We start from the raw sequence: 17,919 nt of genomic DNA, 5'->3' as shown, positions 1-17,919 counted from the left end.
ATAACACATCACAATTTACCATAATGAGTAAATGGATAGAAGCGAAGATAATTAAATACGTAGAAGAAAAGTGAAATCTGTTTAGAATAGTCCATGGCTTATGGTCGATGGACCATGGTCAATGAACCATGGACGATGGTCTATGGACTAATCAAGCCCCTTCTTCCAGCGCCCGGTCCAATTGACGCTCAAGAGCCGCCAATTTTTGGGAGGCTTCCTGCCATTTCACCAGTTCTATCCCACTTTGGTTTTGTTCTGTAGCGAACCAAAGTAGAACCATCGAAACATAATCTTGCATGTCTTTACCAGCCAGATTAGCTTTGAATTCTGTGATCTTATCGTTGATCAATCCCGCTGTTTTACGGACCATTTCCTCGTCCTTCGGTTCAATACGGAGCCGGTAATTACGATCAGCGATGACAATATTGACAGGAATTAATTCAGACATGGGATTAGGTGTTTAACAGCGCCAAACATTTATCGATTTCTTTGAGATAGCCATTGATCCGCTTTTCCAACAATGCCTTTTCTTCCGGAGATTGAGCGGTAGTGCCGATTTTCAATGCATCCAGCTGTTGACGAAGCATCGCTACCGTTTCTTCTTTTTCCAGTAGCAATTGTTTGCTTTTTTCCAATTCTTTCACCAGCCGTTGGTTCTCCTTGACCAACACTTGCTGGTTACGCAACAATTGCTGTAGCTTTTCTTGAATGTTTTTTATGTGCAGATCAAGATCTAACATCTCTCTAAGATAGTTTCAATTTTAGGGGTTACAACATTTTTAGTGCACTTGTTTTGCACCTTAGCTTATGGCCTATGGGTCATAGCAAATAGTAAGAATCATGTTTTTCTATTAGTCATAAACTATTCGCTATTAGCATCACTACTTTCTGATTTCCGCCCCCACTTCCTTCTCCAAAGCCTGAATCAGCTTGGATACCATGCTGTCAGCTTCTTTATCGGTTAGTGTTTTTTCTTCATCAGTGAAAGTAAAACTGATGGCCATCGATTTTTTTCCTGCCCCCAGTTTGTCACTTTCAAATACATCAAATAAACGGGTATCTGTTAAACGGGGTATCTTAAGTTTCTGCACCACTGTCTCAATCTCACCATAAGTCGTGTTTCGATTGACCACTAGTGCCAGATCACGCTGCATGGTCGGAAACTTATTGACCTCTTTGTAAGTGATCTTTTGTTTGGATACCAATTGTACAAGTGACAGGTAATTGAGCTCAACAAATACTACGGTTTGTTTGATATCAAATGCTGCTGCTTTCTTTTTATCAACCTCCGTTACGATTCCTAATTGCTGCTTTCCAACATATATTTCAAGAACCGATGCATTGTCGGCTGATGACTGAAAATGCATACCCTCCAATCCTGTCAATTGAATAATGGCTTGTGCTATTCCTTTACCATGATAAATATCGAAAATACCCGGTTTGCCCCTCCATCCTGCTTCATGTGCTTGTCCGGTCAGATAAATGCATAAACGTTCCTCTTCACGATACTGACCGATGCCATCGGTTGCATATACTTTTCCAAATTCAAACAACTGCAAATGCAGGTTTCGACGATTCAAGTTATAAGCAACGGTCTCAAGTCCTGTTTCCAACATGGTGGGACGTAAAACATCCAGCTCTACACTCAGATTATTCAACATCTTCACCGAACCTGCCAACACTTCTTCTGAAAAATATTTGCTATTGGTAATCGAATTGGTGAGTATTTCAACAAACCCGAGTCCAACCAGATAGCCTGCAACTTTATCTTTCAATGCTTCCTTCACACCAGATGTTGCAACAGCCGGACTGATCGTGATCGAAGTGGGGATCTCGATGTTATCCAATCCGTCAATTCGAATGATCTCTTCAACAATATCTGCGGGAATACTGATATCGGGTTTATTATAGGGTACTGCAACTTTCAGTTCATCAATATCCTCTTTGATCACTTCAAAACCTAATGCAGTAAGGATCCTTTTCACTTTATCAGGGTGATAATTCTTACCGCTTAATTTTTTAATATAATGATACTTGACCGCTACTTCCGTTTTGGCTTTTGGGGAAGGATATATGTCTACAACTTCGCTGGTAATAGTTCCGCCTGCTACTTCTTTTATCAGTAAAGCAGCTCGTTGTAACACTTGTACGCAACCGGATATATCCACTCCTTTTTCAAAACGTGTGGCCGCTTCAGTTCTTAATCCGTGACGTAATGAAGTTTTGCGAATGGTAATTGGATGAAACCATGCACTCTCCAGGAATATTTTTGTAGTGGTAGCTGTAACTCCACTTTTGACACCACCAAAAACACCGGCAATACACATTCCTTCACCGGCTCCATTACAGATCATGAGATCTTCGGCAGATAATTTTCGTTCTTTTTCATCCAGTGTAACAAAACTGCTATTCTCAGATAGATTTTTCACGATCACTTCCCCGCCTTTGATCGCATCCGCATCAAAAGCATGAAGCGGTTGACCGGTCTCATGCAAAATATAGTTCGTGATATCAACAATGTTATTGATCGGTCTTTGCCCGATAGCAAGCAAACGATTCTTCAGCCAAGCCGGTGATTCTTTCACGGTAACCCCTGAAATACTCACTCCCGCATACCTGGGACAAGCTTCCTGATTTTCTACGGATACTTTTATAGACAGGTCTTTGGAATCTGTTTTGAATGAATGACTATAAGGAAAAACAGGCTTTGCTTCCTGTTCATGATGTGTGAGATAAGCACATACATCTTTCGCAACACCCAAATGACTCATCGCATCCATACGGTTAGGCGTAAGCCCGATCTCATAAATCCAATCATTATAGGGTGTAAACAAGGTAGCTGCAGGAGTACCGGGAACCAAATCGGCAGATAATACCATGATGCCGTCATGACTGGTACCTACGCCGATCTCATCTTCGGCACAAATCATACCCTGACTTTCAACTCCGCGAATCTTGGCAACCCGCATGGTCAAAGGGTCTCCATTGATCGGATAAATGGTTGTACCAACGGTAGCAACGATTACTTTTTGTCCGGCTGCCACATTAGCGGCGCCACAAACGATCTGCAAAGGCGTTTCTCCGCCAATATTTACAGTTGTGATCTTTAATTTATCAGCATTGGGATGTTGCTCACAGGTCAGTACTTCACCAATTACCAATCCTTTTAATCCGCCTTTGATACTTTCATATGCTTCTAGGCTCTCCACTTCCAATCCAATAGAAGTCAAAATTTTAGACAATGCCTCCGGTTCAATGGTTTTAGGGAGATATTCACTCAGCCAGTTGTAACTAATGGTCATATTCGGTTGCTCTTTTCGGGGTGTAAAAGTAAGGATAATAAGCTGCAAGCCACAAGCTACAGGCTACAAGCTTTGGTGCAAAAGATTTAGATCTCAAATTTTCAAGTACAACACCTCATTTTTGATAACAATTAGTCGATAGTCAGATCTGCTTCACTTGAAGCCTGTAGCTTGAAGCTTGCGGCTAACCGATAGTTCAGTTACGATTTTCCTCCCTCTCCAACCCTCTTTTTTAGAAATTTCTTTGTACACAGGGTTTTGTGCATTTCCAGTGTGTTTGGTCGGAAAACTTTTGATTTTGGGGGATAACCTTAGTAATTTGTGTGAATAGAGCGGTGAATAAACTGCGTGGAACTGTGAATTGATGTGGATGAAAAATGCCCGAAAAAAATTTTAGTAAGACAAATTTCTACCCCATATTCGCTCCCCCTAACTGCCGAGGTAACAATTCCATAATACAGGAAATGACTTAGGACGGAAATAGGAAACTTACTAACCACCAACAAAGAACCATGGATCTGACCAGCCTGAATAAAGACCGCAAGAGAAGAAAACCAGCAATTGATCTTAGCACAATGGTATATGGAAAAGTACCCCCTCAGGCCAAAGAATTAGAGGAAGCGGTACTCGGCGCTATTATGCTGGAGAAAAGTGCTTTTGATACCGTTACTGAAATTGTAAAACCCGAATGTTTTTACGTAGAAGCGCACCAGCTCATTTTCAAAGCGATGCAAAGCTTGCAACAGAAGAGTATGCCAATCGACATTCTTACTGTTGTTGAAGAATTGAAAATGAAAGAACAATTGGATCTTGTTGGCGGCCCTTATTATGTTACCAAACTCACCAACTCTGTTGTTTCTACAGCCAATATTGATGCACATGCCCGCATCGTTTTACAGAAGTTCATTCAGCGTGAACTCATTCGCATCAGTGGCGAGATCATTGGCGATGCCTATGAAGACAGTACAGATGTTTTTGATCTGTTGGATGATAGTGAGACCAAGATGTTCAATATCACAAACAATTATCTGAAAAAGAATTTTGAAGATGTTGGCAACGTCTTGGCTAAAACACTCAATAGAATTGATGAACTGCGTACCAAAACAGAAGATGTATCAGGTGTGCCTAGTGGATTCTCAACATTGGATCGTGTAACCTATGGATGGCAACCTACCGATTTGATCATCCTTGCAGCAAGACCTTCAGTAGGTAAAACCGCATTCGCATTGAACCTTGCGCGAAATGCAGCACTGAATAAGGTTAAGCCAGTTGGTGTGGGTTTCTTCAGTTTGGAGATGAGTGCATCACAATTGGTTCAACGTATTCTTAGTGCCGAGAGTGAAATACCATTGGAGAAAATATCACGCGGTAAACTGGAAGATCATGAATATGAACAGCTCCTACATAAAGGCATCAAAGCTTTAGAAAACGCGCCGCTCTATATTGACGACACTGCAGCATTAAATATTTTCGAATTCAGGGCTAAGGCCAGAAGAATGGTGAACAAGTACAATGTCGGCTTGATCATCATAGATTACTTGCAGCTGATGAGTGGCAGTGCAGACAGAAACTCTAACCGTGAACAAGAGATCAGTACCATTTCACGAAGTTTAAAAGCACTAGCGAAAGAATTGAGTATTCCGATCATTGCATTGAGCCAGTTGAGTCGTGCCGTAGAAACCAGAAAGGAAAGCAAGATTCCACAGCTGAGCGATCTTCGTGAATCGGGTGCCATTGAACAGGATGCTGATATGGTAATGTTCATCTATCGCCCTGAATACTATGAGGTAAACAGCAACGAAATGGGTGAAAGCACTAAAGGTGAAACCCATATACGTATAGCCAAACATAGAAATGGTTCTCTTGAAAATATCATACTCAAAGCAAACCTTGCTATCCAGAAATTTGAGGTAGCCGGTGATGATTCCAAGTTTTTGGGAGGTGGCAATTACAGACCATTACCTCCGGGAACATTATCCAATTCAAACACTGAACCTGATGGAGGTAAACTCTTTATCCAAAAAGGAAGTAAAATGAATGGAGGAGATTTTGATGAAGGTTTTGATAACGATGTTCCTTTTTAATTGGTGAATGTTGAATAATCTTTGTCTTCATGGCTTTACCTTTTTTTTATGAATCAACAGTTGCTGCATCTGCTTCTTTATTCGAACTGAGTGAAGAAACAAGCAAACATTGTATTCAGGTACTAAGAATGAGAGCCGGCGAAAGATTACAGCTTACCAATGGCAGAGGCGGATTATACACCGCACGCATAGCGCACGAGGATAAAAAACATTGTACCGTCAATATCGAGTCTGAACAACAACAACCACCCGCTAAGAAAAAAACGATCATTGCTGTTTCATTACTTAAAAATGCCAGTCGCTTTGAATGGTTTTTGGAGAAGGCAACCGAAGTGGGTGTCACAGAAATCATTCCACTCATCTGTACAAGAACCGAACATACCCGTTTCCGTTTCGACAGGATGCAGCAGATCCTGATTTCGGCCATGTTGCAAAGTCAGCAAAGCTGGCTACCTATTTTACACGAGCCCATAAAATTCCAGACACTGGTGCAGGATCATTATGCAATGAAAAAATTGATCGCACACTGTGAAGAAGATAAGAAAACGCCTATTCAATCTATACCGGCTTCTGAATCAGTCATCATGCTGATTGGCCCCGAAGGCGATTTTACGCCTGAGGAAATCAAGTTAGCACTGGATCAAGGTTACCAGCCGGTATCGCTGGGCGATACACGCTTACGAACAGAAACCGCCGCTATAGTGGCCAGCACTTTCTTATCGATACAATAGAAAATTATTCTAAAAAACTACTCGAAGAACATCCCGGAGACCACTTCCTTTTGTAAATTCATTACATGAGCAGGCATTTCTTTTTTTATTGCATACTTTCTTTATTACTGATACAATCTTGTAAGAATGGCAGGAGTAGAAAACCTGTTTTCAGAGATACTTCGATCACGGCTGCAACTTCCTTCAATGATCTGTTCATGGACAGTCTCGAACTCGATCAGTTCCTGAAGAACAATGCTACTTATCAGGATTATTCACAACAATTCAATGATTTTTATAAGGATCGAAACTATGCTTATGCATGGTTTGATAGCAGTGGACTATCAGAACAAGCATCCAACTTCAGAAACCTACAATTGAATTATATCAGGAGTTTTGAAGACAGCAGTTTATATCATCCTGAAATGGAACAACTGCTGAATGACCTGATCGCATCCGGCAAAAAAAATAAACCGGCAGACTCATTGGTATTAAAGGCTGAATTGCTGCTGACAGGACAGTTTTTCCGTTATGCAGCCAAAGTATATAAAGGAAGTGATATCGATGTTGCTGAACTAGGCTGGTTCATCCCTCGAAAAAAAATAGACCTGCATGCGTTATTGGATTCCGCGATCCTTCATAAAAATGAAGAAGCCTATGCTCCACAAAATGAGCAATACAAGAAATTACAGCAATATGTAGAACGTTATTCTTCTTTGGCTAAGCAAGAGACATATGTTTCCATTCCATCATTGGAAAAATCATTACGCAAGGGAGACTCCTCTGCTATTATTTTACAGATCAAAAAACATTTACAACTCATCGGTGACCTGAATGAAAATACCGAAAGCCCTTTATTTGATACAGCCCTTGTTATTGCCACAAAAAAATACCAGCAAAGAATGGGATTGACTGTCGACGGCGTGATTGGCAATAAGATGATCACAGAATTAAATGTACCGTTCAAGCAAAGACTGCGTCAAATTCTTATCAATCTTGAACGTTTAAGATGGATGCCTCCCGAAAAAGATACCAATTATATTTTGGTGAATATTCCGGAATATAAAATGCATGTGTACGATAGTGGGCAACTTCAATTTGATATCAATGTTATTGTAGGTACTGCTGCGAATAATACCGTTATTTTCACTGACAAACTTCAATATGTGGTGTTTAGTCCTTATTGGAATGTACCTGAAAGTATTGTCACCGGAGAGATACTTCCTGCAATGAAGAAAAATCCGGAATATCTCAACAAACAAAATATGGAGATCGTAAAACAGGGAAAAGTACCTGTGATCAGACAAAACCCGGGTCCGGGCAACTCACTTGGATTGGTTAAATTTCTCTTCCCGAATAACTATAATATTTATTTTCATGACACCCCCAACAGAAATTTATTTTCGCAATCGAGTAGAAGTTTCAGTCACGGGTGTATTCGCATTGCAGAACCCAAAAAAATGGCTGCCTATCTTTTGCGAAATGACAGTAGCTGGAATGATCGTAAGATCGACAGCGCCATGCATTTGAAAAAAGAGAAGTGGGTAGCCTTAAAAAAGGCCGTGCCTGTATTCATTGTATACTTCACCGCCTGGGTTGATAAAAATGGAGAATTGAATTTTAGAAAAGATATTTACAAGCACGACGAAAAAATGGCTAAAAAATTATTCAGATCATAAAGATCATTCGAATCGTTAGAATTACTAACGGAAGGACTTAAACTACTTTCTTACCTTTGTTGTAAACCCGCGACCATGCATTTGATTGAAGTAAATGATGCTGCTACTAAGAAAGAATTCCTGGAAGTAAGTGCTAGGCTCAACCAACATAACCCTGCATATATCAGACCTCTAGATAATGAGGTGGAAGCTGTATTTGATCCTGAAAAAAATAAACAGTTCAAATATGGTACTGCCAAAAGATGGATCGCTGAAACGGATGATGGAGAAGTAGTGGGTCGTATTGCTGCATTCACAAGTTCTAAATACATCAATAAAGGAACAGATTTCCCTACCGGTGGTATTGGTTTTTTTGACTGTATCAATGATCAGGCTACCGCAAATCTTTTATTTGATACTGCTAAACAATGGCTGCAAGAACAAGGTATGGAAGCCATGGATGGTCCTATCAACTATGGCGACCGAGATAAATGGTGGGGATTGATGGTAGAAGGTTTTGACAAAGAGCCCATGTATGGCATGTCTTTCAATCCTGATTATTATGAATCACTCTTTACAGGATATGGATTCCAGAACTACTATAATCAGTATTATTATTCGATGAAGGTAGATGATCCATTACCTCCACGTTTTCCCGAGAGACATGCGAAATTCAAAGGAAAACCCGGTTATGAGGCAAAGCATGTGAAATTATCGGAACTGGAGAAATATGCGGGTGATTTTGCTACCGTCTACAATGCTGCCTGGGCACAACATGGAGAAAATAAAGAGATCACAAAAGAACAAGTGATCAAATTATTCAAAACCATGAAACCGATCATGGACGAACGGGTTGTATGGTTTGCTTATTACAAAGATGAACCGATTGCCATGTTCATCAATATCCCGGATATCAATCAGTACTTCAAGCATTTCAACGGAAAATTTGGCATCCTACAAAAGCTTCATCTTTTGTGGATGAAATATACAGGTGTTTGTAAACGATTGACCGGATTGGCATTTGGGGTTGTTCCCAAATACCAGGCTTTGGGTATCGATAGTTTCTTAATCTATGAATGTGGTTTACTGATCCAAAATAAAGGATGGTATTTCGAATATGAAATGGGATGGGCCGGAGACTGGAACCCTAAAATGTTGAACATTTACAAAAGCCTGGGCGGCTCACAAAGTCGACGAATGGTTACTTTCAGATACCTTTTTGATCAAAACAAAGCTTTTGAAAGGCATCCGGAGATGGAATACAAATAACTAGAAAAGCTGCAAGCAGCAAACTACCGGCCACAAGGTCGATAACTTTTTTTACACATTCTGTTTGCAGCTTGACGCTTGCGGCTTATAGCTAACGGCTTCTCCTTATATTGCACCACTGATATGGACAATAAATTCATCGTTTCGGCGCGTAAGTATAGACCTCAGAATTTTAGTACTGTGGTGGGTCAGTCGCATATCACAACCACACTCAAAAATGCGATCAAGAATAACCAACTGGCCCATGCTTTTTTATTTTGTGGGCCAAGAGGCGTAGGAAAAACGACTTGTGCCCGTATTCTGGCCAAAACGATCAATTGTACCAATCCAACACCTGACGGAGAAGCCTGTAACACTTGTAATAGTTGCGTTTCTTTTGATGCAGGTACATCGTTGAATATCCATGAGCTGGATGCTGCAAGCAATAACTCGGTAGAAGATATCCGAACACTGGTAGAACAAGTTCGTTTTGCTCCTCAGGCCGGTAAATACAAGGTTTATATCGTGGATGAGGTACATATGCTTAGTGCCAGTGCCTTCAATGCTTTCTTGAAAACGCTGGAAGAACCTCCCTCCTATGCAATTTTTATTTTAGCAACTACGGAAAAACACAAAATTCTTCCAACCATATTGAGTCGTTGTCAGATTTTTGATTTTAAAAGAATTACCAATAACGATACGGTTGAACACCTTCAAGAGATCGTAGAAAAAGAATCGATCAATGCAGAGAAAGCCGCACTACAAGTCATCGCTCAGAAAAGCGAAGGCTGTATGCGTGACTCACTGAGTATCTTGGATAAGATCGTAAGTTTTACCAATGGCACCCTCACCTACCAGAATACACTGGAACATTTGAATATTCTGGATGAAGATTATTATTTCCGTCTGCTCGAATCCTTACAAAAACAAGACATGGCCGCAGCCATGATGTTGTATGATGAGATCAACCGCAAAGGTTTTGAAGGAGATATGGTATTGAATGGATTTGCAGAGTTTATTCGAAATCTACTCGTGTGTAAAGACCCTAAATCAGCTGCCCTACTGGATGTGGTAGAAGGATTACAGGACAAATACATTCAAACAGCTGCCAGCACCAGTCTTTCATATTTGGTAAGCTCACTCAATATTCTGAATGAAGCAGAGATCCAGTTTAAAATGGCCCGCAATAAACGATTGCATGTAGAACTTGCTATCATTAAACTGAACTTCCTCCAACAAGCCATCGAGTTGTCTTCTGAAAACGGACAAGTCATTAAAAAAAAACGACTTGATGGTCCAATAGCATTTCGAACAAAGGCCGTTTCATCCTTACAGGTAAGAACAAGCGCAGAGCAGGCTGCACCGAAATTATTGATCCAGGAAGAAAAGAAAGTTTCGCCTAAGACGGTGGCACCAACGCCAACTGCGCAAACAAATACGACACAGTCAACTCCAATCACTCGACCAGCTGTTAAACCGGCTGCAACAAATACCGGCGGACCTAAAAAAAGCTTGCTTGATGCATTGAGAGAAAAAGTTGGTGATCAGTATGCGATCGAAGAAGTAAAAGAAGCTGAGGTCCTCAATCTTGAAAAACTTACCCGCTGCTGGAATGAATACACTCAGAAACTGGAACAACAACAAAAACATTCTTCGGTAGGAACCTTTAAAATCGCACAACTACAGATAGAAGATGATATTCATTTCTCTGTGACCGTTCCTGCACTCACTGCACAGAAATTTGTAGAACAGGAAAGAATGATGCTGATCGATTTCCTGCATACAGCCTTCAATAACAGAGCTATTACTTTTAATGTGCTGGTAGAAGCCACAGAGCGTGAAGATGTTCCTATACATCTGAAACTCAACAGTAAGCAAAAATTTGAACGCATTGCTGAACAATATCCACTCATTCGGGAACTCAGGGATCGATTGAAGCTTGAGATAGATTATTGATGCTAGCCAATAGCACCTAGTTAATAGCAAATAGCAACGTTTTTACTTGTAGCCTGCAGCTTGATTTTTAAAGCCAACCAGTATTATCTTTTTATGTAACTTACTAAGAAAATTCCATGCCTAAATCCACTTTCAAATACACCAATAATGAGGTAACTGTTGTATGGAAACCGGATACCTGTATCCATAGCAGGATTTGTTGGACGCAGCTAAGAGAAGTATTTGACCCCGCAAAAAAACCCTGGGTGAATATGGAAGCTGCCACTACCGATGCTATTATTGAACAAGTAAAAAAATGTCCGAGTGGCGCATTGAGTTATTTTATGAATGCTTCAGGTGAAAACAGCAATGAACAAGATGTTCAATCAGCATCAGCAAGTATCATGAACATTGAGATCAAACCGAATGGCCCGATACTGATCACAACCGATTGTGAGATCACACACAGTGATGGAAGAAAAGAAATCAAACAAGGAACCACAGCATTATGTCGCTGCGGACAATCTTCAAATAAACCCTATTGCGACGGAACCCATAGGAAAGTAGGCTTTGAAGCGAAATAAATAATGAATATCCAAATTGGTTATTCATTATTCATCATGCTACTGTTCTATATTTTTTTGCTTTTGGCATACCCATTCTTTAACAGCCATTGCAGTACTTTATCTCTTTGATCGCCTTGTATGATCACTTCACCGTCTTTGACCGAACCACCGGTTCCGCAAAAGTTTTTAAGCTGTTTCCCCAGCTGTTCCAGATCATCCGTTTTACCAATAAAGCCGGTAACAAGGGTCACCGATTTGCCGGCACGTTGTTTCTTATCCAATAAAATGCGTAGCAACTGTTGGGCAGGAGCCATTGTATCCGCTTCTTCTTGCTGCTCAGGCTGAAATTGAAAATTCGGATCTGTACTAAAAATAAAACCGTTGCTGTCAGATTTGAACTTCTTAGACATACTTAGATTTTGGCAAAGTAACGGAAAACTGAGAACCATTACCAGGTTCACTTTTCACAGATAATTTTCCATGATTCGCCTCTACAAATTCTTTACACAATAATAAACCTAGTCCGGCCCCCTTTTCATTCTTGGTACCCGAGGTCGTAAAATGTGTATTGATCTTGAATAGTTTTCCGATCTGATCATCGGTCATACCAATACCTGTGTCAATGATATCCAGTATCATCTCATGATCCTGTTCACGACATTGAACGGTGATACTACCTCCTTCTTCCGTGAATTTAATTGCATTCAGCAAAAGATTTCGCACAATGATATCTACATGATGTACATCTGCATAAGCTTTTGCCATAACAGATACATCATTATGTATGACAATTCTCTTTTGATTTGCAGCACTCGTAAGCAGAAGACGATTATTCTCTATGATATCATATAAAGCACATACACTTGCCTGAACATCTGTTACCCCTTCCATCTGATTACGTGACCATAACAGTAAATTATCCAGTGTGGTATTTAGTGAAGTGATCTGCTTTCCCAGCGCATGTTTGATCTTTGCAAAAGCTTCTTCAGATAAACTTTGCTTATCCAATAGCTGCAACACACCACTTAATGATGAGATCGGCATCCTTAGATCATGAGAAAGAATGGAAAATATTTTGTCTTTCTGATAAGAAGCTTCTTCCAGTGCTGCTTTCTGTGATCGCAACTGTTTATTGGCAACTTGTTTGAACTGATTTCTTCTCCATGAGACCAGCCAGAGAGCCATAACAAGACCCACCACAACCAGTAACAAAAAGGTATATAAACGCTGGTCTCTGATCTTTTCATTCTGGGCTTCATCTTCTTTCTTTAAAAGATTGATCTCAGCCTGTTTCTTTTCAGTTTCGAAGGCAACCTGCATCTGGGCAAATCTGGCACGACTTCTTTCCTCAAAAAGTGTATCATTCAATGCAATATGAACAGCTTGTGATTCATACGCTTTTTTATAATCACCGATCTGCGCATAAGAGAGAGCCAATAGTTTTTGTATGGTTGCCTGCTCTCCTTTTGCCCCAAGTATTTTCGATACAGCGATCGCTTCCTGCAGATATGCGACAGACTCTTTCCATTGTTTTTTTTCCTGGTACGCTTTTCCGAGTCGATAGAGTGAGGTTTCAATGATGAAATTACTTTTCGCGGCTCTTGCAGCCGTCAAAGAAGCCAGGAAATAATCAATAGAGCGATCAACAGAGCCTTCATCAAAATACACATCCCCGAGTGTTCGTAAACTAAAAGCAATAAGATACTGATCCCCTAGTTTGGAATTATGTTCTAAAGCTGTATGTCCGAAAATAAGTGCTGAGTCTTTGATCTTACCACGATGTGCAGAGAATGCAATATTATTCAGGCTTCTACCCACCCCTAAAGAATTATTCAACTGAGCATGGATATTCATTTCTTTATGAAAATAATCCATCGACTCTCTGTACTTGGCTTGAGAGTTATAGATAGCACCCACATTTCGATACGATATCGCTAGTTGAGGGAGATATTGTAATGAATCATTGATATGAAGTGCCTGAAGCGCATAATCGAATCCCTTTGAGTAATCACCTTTACGATAATAAGCCCAGCCCATATTATTCAGCGCATTCCCCAGTCCACGTAAGTCTTTGATCTTTGCTGCTTGCTCTTTTGCTTTGGTTGCAAAATCAAGAGAACGATCCGCATCTTTATCAGATAACTCTTCTGCGATCTGATTCAACAAACTCACATAATTACTATCCTTTCCAATTGTTTTAGATATACGAATCAGAGAATCAGCCTTTGGCGTTTGAGCATTGATGATCCCACAGAGGAATGAAAGGAATAATACCGGCAGTAATTTTCTCATCATGGGGAAAGAAGGCATATTGACCTCGATATAGTCATTTGATAATGAACAAGATAGTTCAAACCTATTTATTTTCCAACTAGCTTATCCAACAATTACTGCTTTCAGACTTAGGTCCAAGCTTTGTGCCTGATGAATGAGTCCGCCTACACTTACATAATCAACATGGGAAGCTGCATACGATACAATATTCTGTAGATTGATACCACCGCTCGCTTCTGTTTCAAAACGACCATTGATCAATGCTACCGCCTCTTTTACCTGTGCAGGGGTAAAATTATCTAACATGACCCTGAATACTTTGCCCATGGCTTTAGCACAAACCAATTCCACATCTGCCAATGTCCTGGTCTCTACTTCAATTTTCAAATGGGGATGATATTGAGTTACATAAGCATGTGCTTTATCGATCGCCTCAATAATACCTCCTGCATAATCAATATGATTATCTTTTAACATGATCATATCATACAGTCCAAAACGATGATTGACACCTCCACCAATTCTTACCGCTTCTTTTTCCAATAAGCGGAAGTTTGGAGTGGTCTTACGGGTATCCAGTAATCGCGTATGATAGCCCTTTAGTAAGTCGGTATATTGACGGGTTAAAGTTGCTATACCGCTCATTCGTTGCATACAATTGAGCACCAGTCTTTCACAGGAAAGGATGGTATGAATAGCAGCGGTTACTTCAAATGCTATTTCGCCATCATGCATGATTTCACCATCATGTTTATATACTTTGATGATAGCAGCGGGATCTTGCATATTGAATATTTTCTCAGCGATCGCTACACCCGCCAATATACCATTCTGCTTGATCTTTAAAACTGCTTTTCCTTTTTGATCCGAAGGAATACAACTTAAAGTGGAGTGATCTCCTTCACCAATATCTTCTTTCAGCGCAGCTGTTACCAATAGTTGTAACTGTTCATCAAAATGATTCATATTGTAAAGCTAAAATATATTCGTAGACCCTCTTGAAATAATCAACCCGTTGTCTTACTTAGAACAACGGGCTGATCAGTAGGCAAATTATATTAACTGATACGAAGTGAAATAATCCGGAATTTCCCCGATTGTTGTTTTATCAAAACCGTGATATTATATCCTTTGCTGTTCTTATCGGAGGTAAGCAGCTTTCCTGCCAAGTAAGTGGTAGTTCCAAGATCGCGAGTAGACACTTTTTCGAAGCCAGTGATCTTCAAATCAGAAAAAAAGGTCCTTAGCGCAATAGATGCTTGATTCCTACTGATATTCTTGATCTCATCTTTATCCAAAAATTTAATGTCTACATAGTCATCAAAAGATTGACCAATTTCTTCTGTATCAGCCTTTTTAAATGCATTCACGATCTGATCCAGACTATTCTCCTGTATCACAAAAGACATGGCCAAGAATGCCAATCCCACAGTCAGAAAAAATGTTTTCATACAGTTTATTTTGTATTCACTCTTATAATTTGCCAAAAACATGCCAACTTTGAATGCAAGCAGGTTGCCTGCTAAAGTTAATGCCTAATCAGCAATTAATAAACCATATCATTTTATAATATGAATAAAAAAGTTATTCTGGTAATCATGGACGGGTGGGGTTTAGGTAAAATACCAACTTCGGATGCCATTCAACAGGCGAATGTTCCATTTGTATCTTCTTTATATAATCAATACCCAAATACTACCTTGATCACTTGTGGTGAAGATGTGGGTCTCCCCGAAGGACAAATGGGCAACAGTGAGGTGGGTCACCTTAATTTGGGAGCAGGTAGAATTGTGTATCAAGAACTCCAACGCATCAATGTAGCCGTAAAAACCGGAGAATTGGCTGGCAATGCTAATTTTTTGGAAACACTTTCCTATGCAAAGAATCATAAAAAGGCTTTACACCTTATTGGACTTGTGAGTGATGGCGGTGTACATTCTCATATCGATCATTTAAAAGCTATTTGTGATCTCTGTCAAAAAAATGAACTGACAGAAGTATTCATCCATGTATTCACTGATGGCAGAGATACAGACCCCAAAAGCGGACTCGGTTTTGTGAAAGAGCTGGAAGCACATCTCAAACATTCTGCAGGTACCATCGCTTCCGTTAGTGGGAGGTATTATGCTATGGACAGAGATAAAAGATGGGAAAGGGTCAAACTGGCTTATGATTGTTTGGTACATGCTAACGGTCCAACAGCTTCTAGTGCCATAGCTGCTATTGAACAAGCTTACGAAAAAGGTACTACAGATGAATTCATTCTGCCCACTGTTATCACCAATGAACAGCATCAACCCATTGCTACCATCAAAGAAGGAGATGCAGTGATCTGTTTTAATTTTCGGACTGATCGTTGCAGAGAAATCACAGAAGTACTGACACAACAAGCTTTCCCGGAACATGGTATGCAGCCACTTGAGTTGTATTATACTACGATGACACAGTACGACCAGAAGTTCAAAAAAGTAAATGTGATCTTTGAAAATGATAATCTGACAAATACCCTTGGTGAAGTATTGGAAGCCCAAGGGAAAACACAGATACGCATTGCCGAGACTGAAAAGTATCCGCATGTAACTTTCTTTTTCAGTGGCGGAAGAGAAGTGCCATTCGAGGGTGAAAAAAGAATCATGGTTCCTTCACCCAAAGTTGCCACGTATGATCTTCAACCCGAAATGAGCGCTATAGAGATCACAGATCAACTGATTCCTGAAATAGAAAAAGCAGAGGCTGATTTTGTTTGCTTGAATTATGCCAATACAGACATGGTCGGACATACCGGTGTATTCAGTGCCGCCATGAAAGCTGCAGAAACAGTGGATGCTTGTGTAAAACGCGTGGTGACTGCCGGACTTGCATCAGGCTATACTATCTTTTTGACCGCAGACCATGGTAATGCTGACTTTATGATCAATGAAGATGGTAGTCCAAATACCGCTCACACCCTAAACCCCGTTCCTTTCTTTATTATCGACAAAGAATGGAAAGGAAATATTAAACCCGGAAAGCTTGGTGACATCGCTCCTACGATTTTAACTGTCATGCAGTTACCTATTCCTGCTGATATGACCGGAAATGTCTTAATTTAATAGCTTTAAATAACCCTTATCAATCATGAAAATCATCAAAAAAATTTTATGGGTCTTACTGATCGCTTTAGTAGTGATTCAATTCATACGTCCTGAGGCCAATGCATCTACCGACACTTCCGGTAATATTAAAAATTTATACGCTGTTCCGGAAAACGTTGATGCTATTCTGGTAAAAGCCTGTAACGATTGCCATAGTAATAACACCGTGTATCCATGGTACTCAAAAATACAACCGGTAGCATGGTGGCTGGATGATCATATCAAAGAAGGCAAATCACACTTAAACTTTGATGCATATACATCTTATAATCTGAGAAGACAATACCATAAGATGGAAGAGGTAATTGAACAAGTGAAAGAAAATGAAATGCCGCTCAATTCCTACACATGGGTGCACAAAGATGCCAAGTTAACAAATGATGAACGCGTAGTTCTTACCAACTGGGCGCAGTCTGTAATGGATACCATGAAAGCCAAATATCCATTGGACAGTCTGATCAGAAAAAAGAAATGAGTTGTCTTTACTGCGTAAATGTATAGCGATCTTTTTTTTATTGTTGGTGTTATCTCCGCTGACGGGATTTGTATTGTTTCATCATCAGCAAAAACAAATTCGCATCAGTATCAAAAAAGACTTTAAAGCAAAAGAGCTCTCTACCGTTCACATCCGGCAGTTACGCTGGTACAAAAAAAATAAAGAGATCATTATTCACGGAACCTTATTCGATGTAAGTTCTATTCGTAAAGAAGCGGATGGAACTTACACCGTAACAGGTTTATATGATCATCAGGAACAGCAACTACACGCATTGATGGATAAGGCTACGCGTAAAAATAAAGGCGCAAGTAGTCTCTTGTCTTTTTCATCCTGTTTCATTAGTGATCAAACCGATTGGCCTTTTCAGCCATTAGATTGTAGTTTTCTTCTTAGCACTTGTTATCCTACGGATATCGTTTCCTGGAAACCACAGTTTCAACCAGACTTACTCACTCCTCCTCCCCAAGAAATACTGTTTAGCGAATTATTTTCTTAATTATTAAACAGTA

The 17,919-nt window shown here is 40.0% G+C and carries 16 protein-coding genes; 9 read left to right on the top strand and 7 right to left on the bottom strand.

The features are described from left to right. Positions 1-151: 151 nt before the first annotated feature. The 3 genes from ABXG83_RS12290 to pheT form a co-directional block, all read right to left on the bottom strand. Positions 152-448, bottom strand: coding sequence for a cell division protein ZapA (locus ABXG83_RS12290; protein ID WP_353549163.1), 297 nt, complete (start codon positions 446-448; stop codon positions 152-154). A gap of 4 nt (positions 449-452) precedes the next feature. After that, a complete protein-coding gene (locus ABXG83_RS12285) occupies positions 453-740 on the bottom strand; it encodes a hypothetical protein (protein ID WP_353549162.1) in 288 nt (95 codons plus the stop codon). A 141-nt stretch (positions 741-881) separates the two neighbouring features. After that, positions 882-3,302 (bottom strand): phenylalanine--tRNA ligase subunit beta, encoded by a 2,421-nt coding sequence (gene pheT / locus ABXG83_RS12280; RefSeq protein WP_353549161.1) that lies wholly within the window; start codon positions 3,300-3,302, stop codon positions 882-884. Between the two features lie 512 nt (positions 3,303-3,814). On the opposite strand from pheT, the gene dnaB reads away from it, so the two are divergent. From dnaB to ABXG83_RS12250, 6 genes are all read left to right on the top strand, one after another. Beyond that, positions 3,815-5,386, top strand: a complete 1,572-nt coding sequence (gene dnaB, locus ABXG83_RS12275; RefSeq protein WP_353549160.1) for a replicative DNA helicase — start codon at positions 3,815-3,817, stop codon at positions 5,384-5,386. Between the two features lie 29 nt (positions 5,387-5,415). Continuing rightward, positions 5,416-6,117, top strand: a complete 702-nt coding sequence (locus ABXG83_RS12270; protein WP_353549159.1) for an RsmE family RNA methyltransferase — start codon at positions 5,416-5,418, stop codon at positions 6,115-6,117. Between the two features lie 65 nt (positions 6,118-6,182). Further along, the gene (locus tag ABXG83_RS12265; protein ID WP_353549158.1) at positions 6,183-7,775 is read left to right on the top strand and encodes a L,D-transpeptidase family protein; all 1,593 of its coding nucleotides are present in this window, start codon (positions 6,183-6,185) and stop codon (positions 7,773-7,775) included. A 75-nt stretch (positions 7,776-7,850) separates the two neighbouring features. Continuing rightward, entirely contained in the window at positions 7,851-9,023 is a 1,173-nt protein-coding gene (locus ABXG83_RS12260; protein ID WP_353549157.1) for a hypothetical protein, read from the top strand. 123 nt (positions 9,024-9,146) lie between these two features. Further along, entirely contained in the window at positions 9,147-10,958 is a 1,812-nt protein-coding gene (locus tag ABXG83_RS12255) for a DNA polymerase III subunit gamma/tau (RefSeq protein ID WP_353549156.1), read from the top strand. Positions 10,959-11,074: 116 nt separating this feature from the next. Next, a complete protein-coding gene (locus ABXG83_RS12250) occupies positions 11,075-11,521 on the top strand; it encodes a (4Fe-4S)-binding protein (RefSeq protein WP_353549155.1) in 447 nt (148 codons plus the stop codon). A 47-nt stretch (positions 11,522-11,568) separates the two neighbouring features. Here ABXG83_RS12250 and ABXG83_RS12245 read toward each other — a convergent pair whose 3' ends face one another. The 4 genes from ABXG83_RS12245 to ABXG83_RS12230 all read right to left on the bottom strand — a co-directional run bounded on the left by ABXG83_RS12245 (position 11,569) and on the right by ABXG83_RS12230 (position 15,228). Then, positions 11,569-11,913: a translation initiation factor gene (locus ABXG83_RS12245; RefSeq protein ID WP_353549154.1), complete on the bottom strand. Its 345-nt coding sequence runs from the start codon at positions 11,911-11,913 to the stop codon at positions 11,569-11,571. Continuing rightward, positions 11,906-13,795: a tetratricopeptide repeat-containing sensor histidine kinase gene (locus ABXG83_RS12240; RefSeq protein WP_353549153.1), complete on the bottom strand. Its 1,890-nt coding sequence runs from the start codon at positions 13,793-13,795 to the stop codon at positions 11,906-11,908. The genes ABXG83_RS12245 and ABXG83_RS12240 overlap by 8 nt, the downstream gene beginning before the upstream one ends. An 84-nt stretch (positions 13,796-13,879) precedes the next feature. After that, positions 13,880-14,743: a carboxylating nicotinate-nucleotide diphosphorylase gene (gene nadC / locus ABXG83_RS12235; protein ID WP_353549152.1), complete on the bottom strand. Its 864-nt coding sequence runs from the start codon at positions 14,741-14,743 to the stop codon at positions 13,880-13,882. 92 nt (positions 14,744-14,835) lie between these two features. Then, entirely contained in the window at positions 14,836-15,228 is a 393-nt protein-coding gene (locus tag ABXG83_RS12230) for a DUF4783 domain-containing protein (RefSeq protein WP_353549151.1), read from the bottom strand. Positions 15,229-15,348: 120 nt separating this feature from the next. Here ABXG83_RS12230 and gpmI point away from each other — a divergent pair, with 120 nt between their 5' ends. The 3 genes from gpmI to ABXG83_RS12215 are packed head-to-tail and all read left to right on the top strand — an operon-like array spanning position 15,349 to position 17,906. Then, a complete protein-coding gene (gene gpmI / locus ABXG83_RS12225) occupies positions 15,349-16,869 on the top strand; it encodes a 2,3-bisphosphoglycerate-independent phosphoglycerate mutase (protein WP_353549150.1) in 1,521 nt (506 codons plus the stop codon). Between the two features lie 25 nt (positions 16,870-16,894). After that, positions 16,895-17,386, top strand: coding sequence for a heme-binding domain-containing protein (locus ABXG83_RS12220; protein WP_353549149.1), 492 nt, complete (start codon positions 16,895-16,897; stop codon positions 17,384-17,386). A 1-nt stretch (position 17,387) separates the two neighbouring features. Further along, positions 17,388-17,906, top strand: a complete 519-nt coding sequence (locus ABXG83_RS12215) for a hypothetical protein (RefSeq protein WP_353549148.1) — start codon at positions 17,388-17,390, stop codon at positions 17,904-17,906. Positions 17,907-17,919 lie beyond the last annotated feature (13 nt).

It is taken from the genome of Sediminibacterium sp. KACHI17 (assembly GCF_040362915.1).
In the GTDB taxonomy this organism is placed as follows: Bacteria; Bacteroidota; Bacteroidia; order Chitinophagales; family Chitinophagaceae; genus Sediminibacterium.
Note: the sequence above shows the minus strand (reverse complement) of the source record. Positions and strands in the feature narration are given on the sequence as shown.

Excerpts from the sequence above, each read along its gene's own strand:
- ABXG83_RS12290 (WP_353549163.1), bottom strand. The coding sequence starts at position 448 with ATGTCTGAATTAATTCCTGTCAATATTGTCATCGCTGATCGTAATTAC.
- ABXG83_RS12285 (WP_353549162.1), bottom strand. The coding sequence starts at position 740 with ATGTTAGATCTTGATCTGCACATAAAAAACATTCAAGAAAAGCTACAG.
- pheT (WP_353549161.1), bottom strand. The coding sequence starts at position 3,302 with ATGACCATTAGTTACAACTGGCTGAGTGAATATCTCCCTAAAACCATT.
- dnaB (WP_353549160.1), top strand. The coding sequence starts at position 3,815 with ATGGATCTGACCAGCCTGAATAAAGACCGCAAGAGAAGAAAACCAGCA.
- ABXG83_RS12270 (WP_353549159.1), top strand. The coding sequence starts at position 5,416 with ATGGCTTTACCTTTTTTTTATGAATCAACAGTTGCTGCATCTGCTTCT.
- ABXG83_RS12265 (WP_353549158.1), top strand. The coding sequence starts at position 6,183 with ATGAGCAGGCATTTCTTTTTTTATTGCATACTTTCTTTATTACTGATA.
- ABXG83_RS12260 (WP_353549157.1), top strand. The coding sequence starts at position 7,851 with ATGCATTTGATTGAAGTAAATGATGCTGCTACTAAGAAAGAATTCCTG.
- ABXG83_RS12255 (WP_353549156.1), top strand. The coding sequence starts at position 9,147 with ATGGACAATAAATTCATCGTTTCGGCGCGTAAGTATAGACCTCAGAAT.
- ABXG83_RS12250 (WP_353549155.1), top strand. The coding sequence starts at position 11,075 with ATGCCTAAATCCACTTTCAAATACACCAATAATGAGGTAACTGTTGTA.
- ABXG83_RS12245 (WP_353549154.1), bottom strand. The coding sequence starts at position 11,913 with ATGTCTAAGAAGTTCAAATCTGACAGCAACGGTTTTATTTTTAGTACA.
- ABXG83_RS12240 (WP_353549153.1), bottom strand. The coding sequence starts at position 13,795 with ATGAGAAAATTACTGCCGGTATTATTCCTTTCATTCCTCTGTGGGATC.
- nadC (WP_353549152.1), bottom strand. The coding sequence starts at position 14,743 with ATGAATCATTTTGATGAACAGTTACAACTATTGGTAACAGCTGCGCTG.
- ABXG83_RS12230 (WP_353549151.1), bottom strand. The coding sequence starts at position 15,228 with ATGAAAACATTTTTTCTGACTGTGGGATTGGCATTCTTGGCCATGTCT.
- gpmI (WP_353549150.1), top strand. The coding sequence starts at position 15,349 with ATGAATAAAAAAGTTATTCTGGTAATCATGGACGGGTGGGGTTTAGGT.
- ABXG83_RS12220 (WP_353549149.1), top strand. The coding sequence starts at position 16,895 with ATGAAAATCATCAAAAAAATTTTATGGGTCTTACTGATCGCTTTAGTA.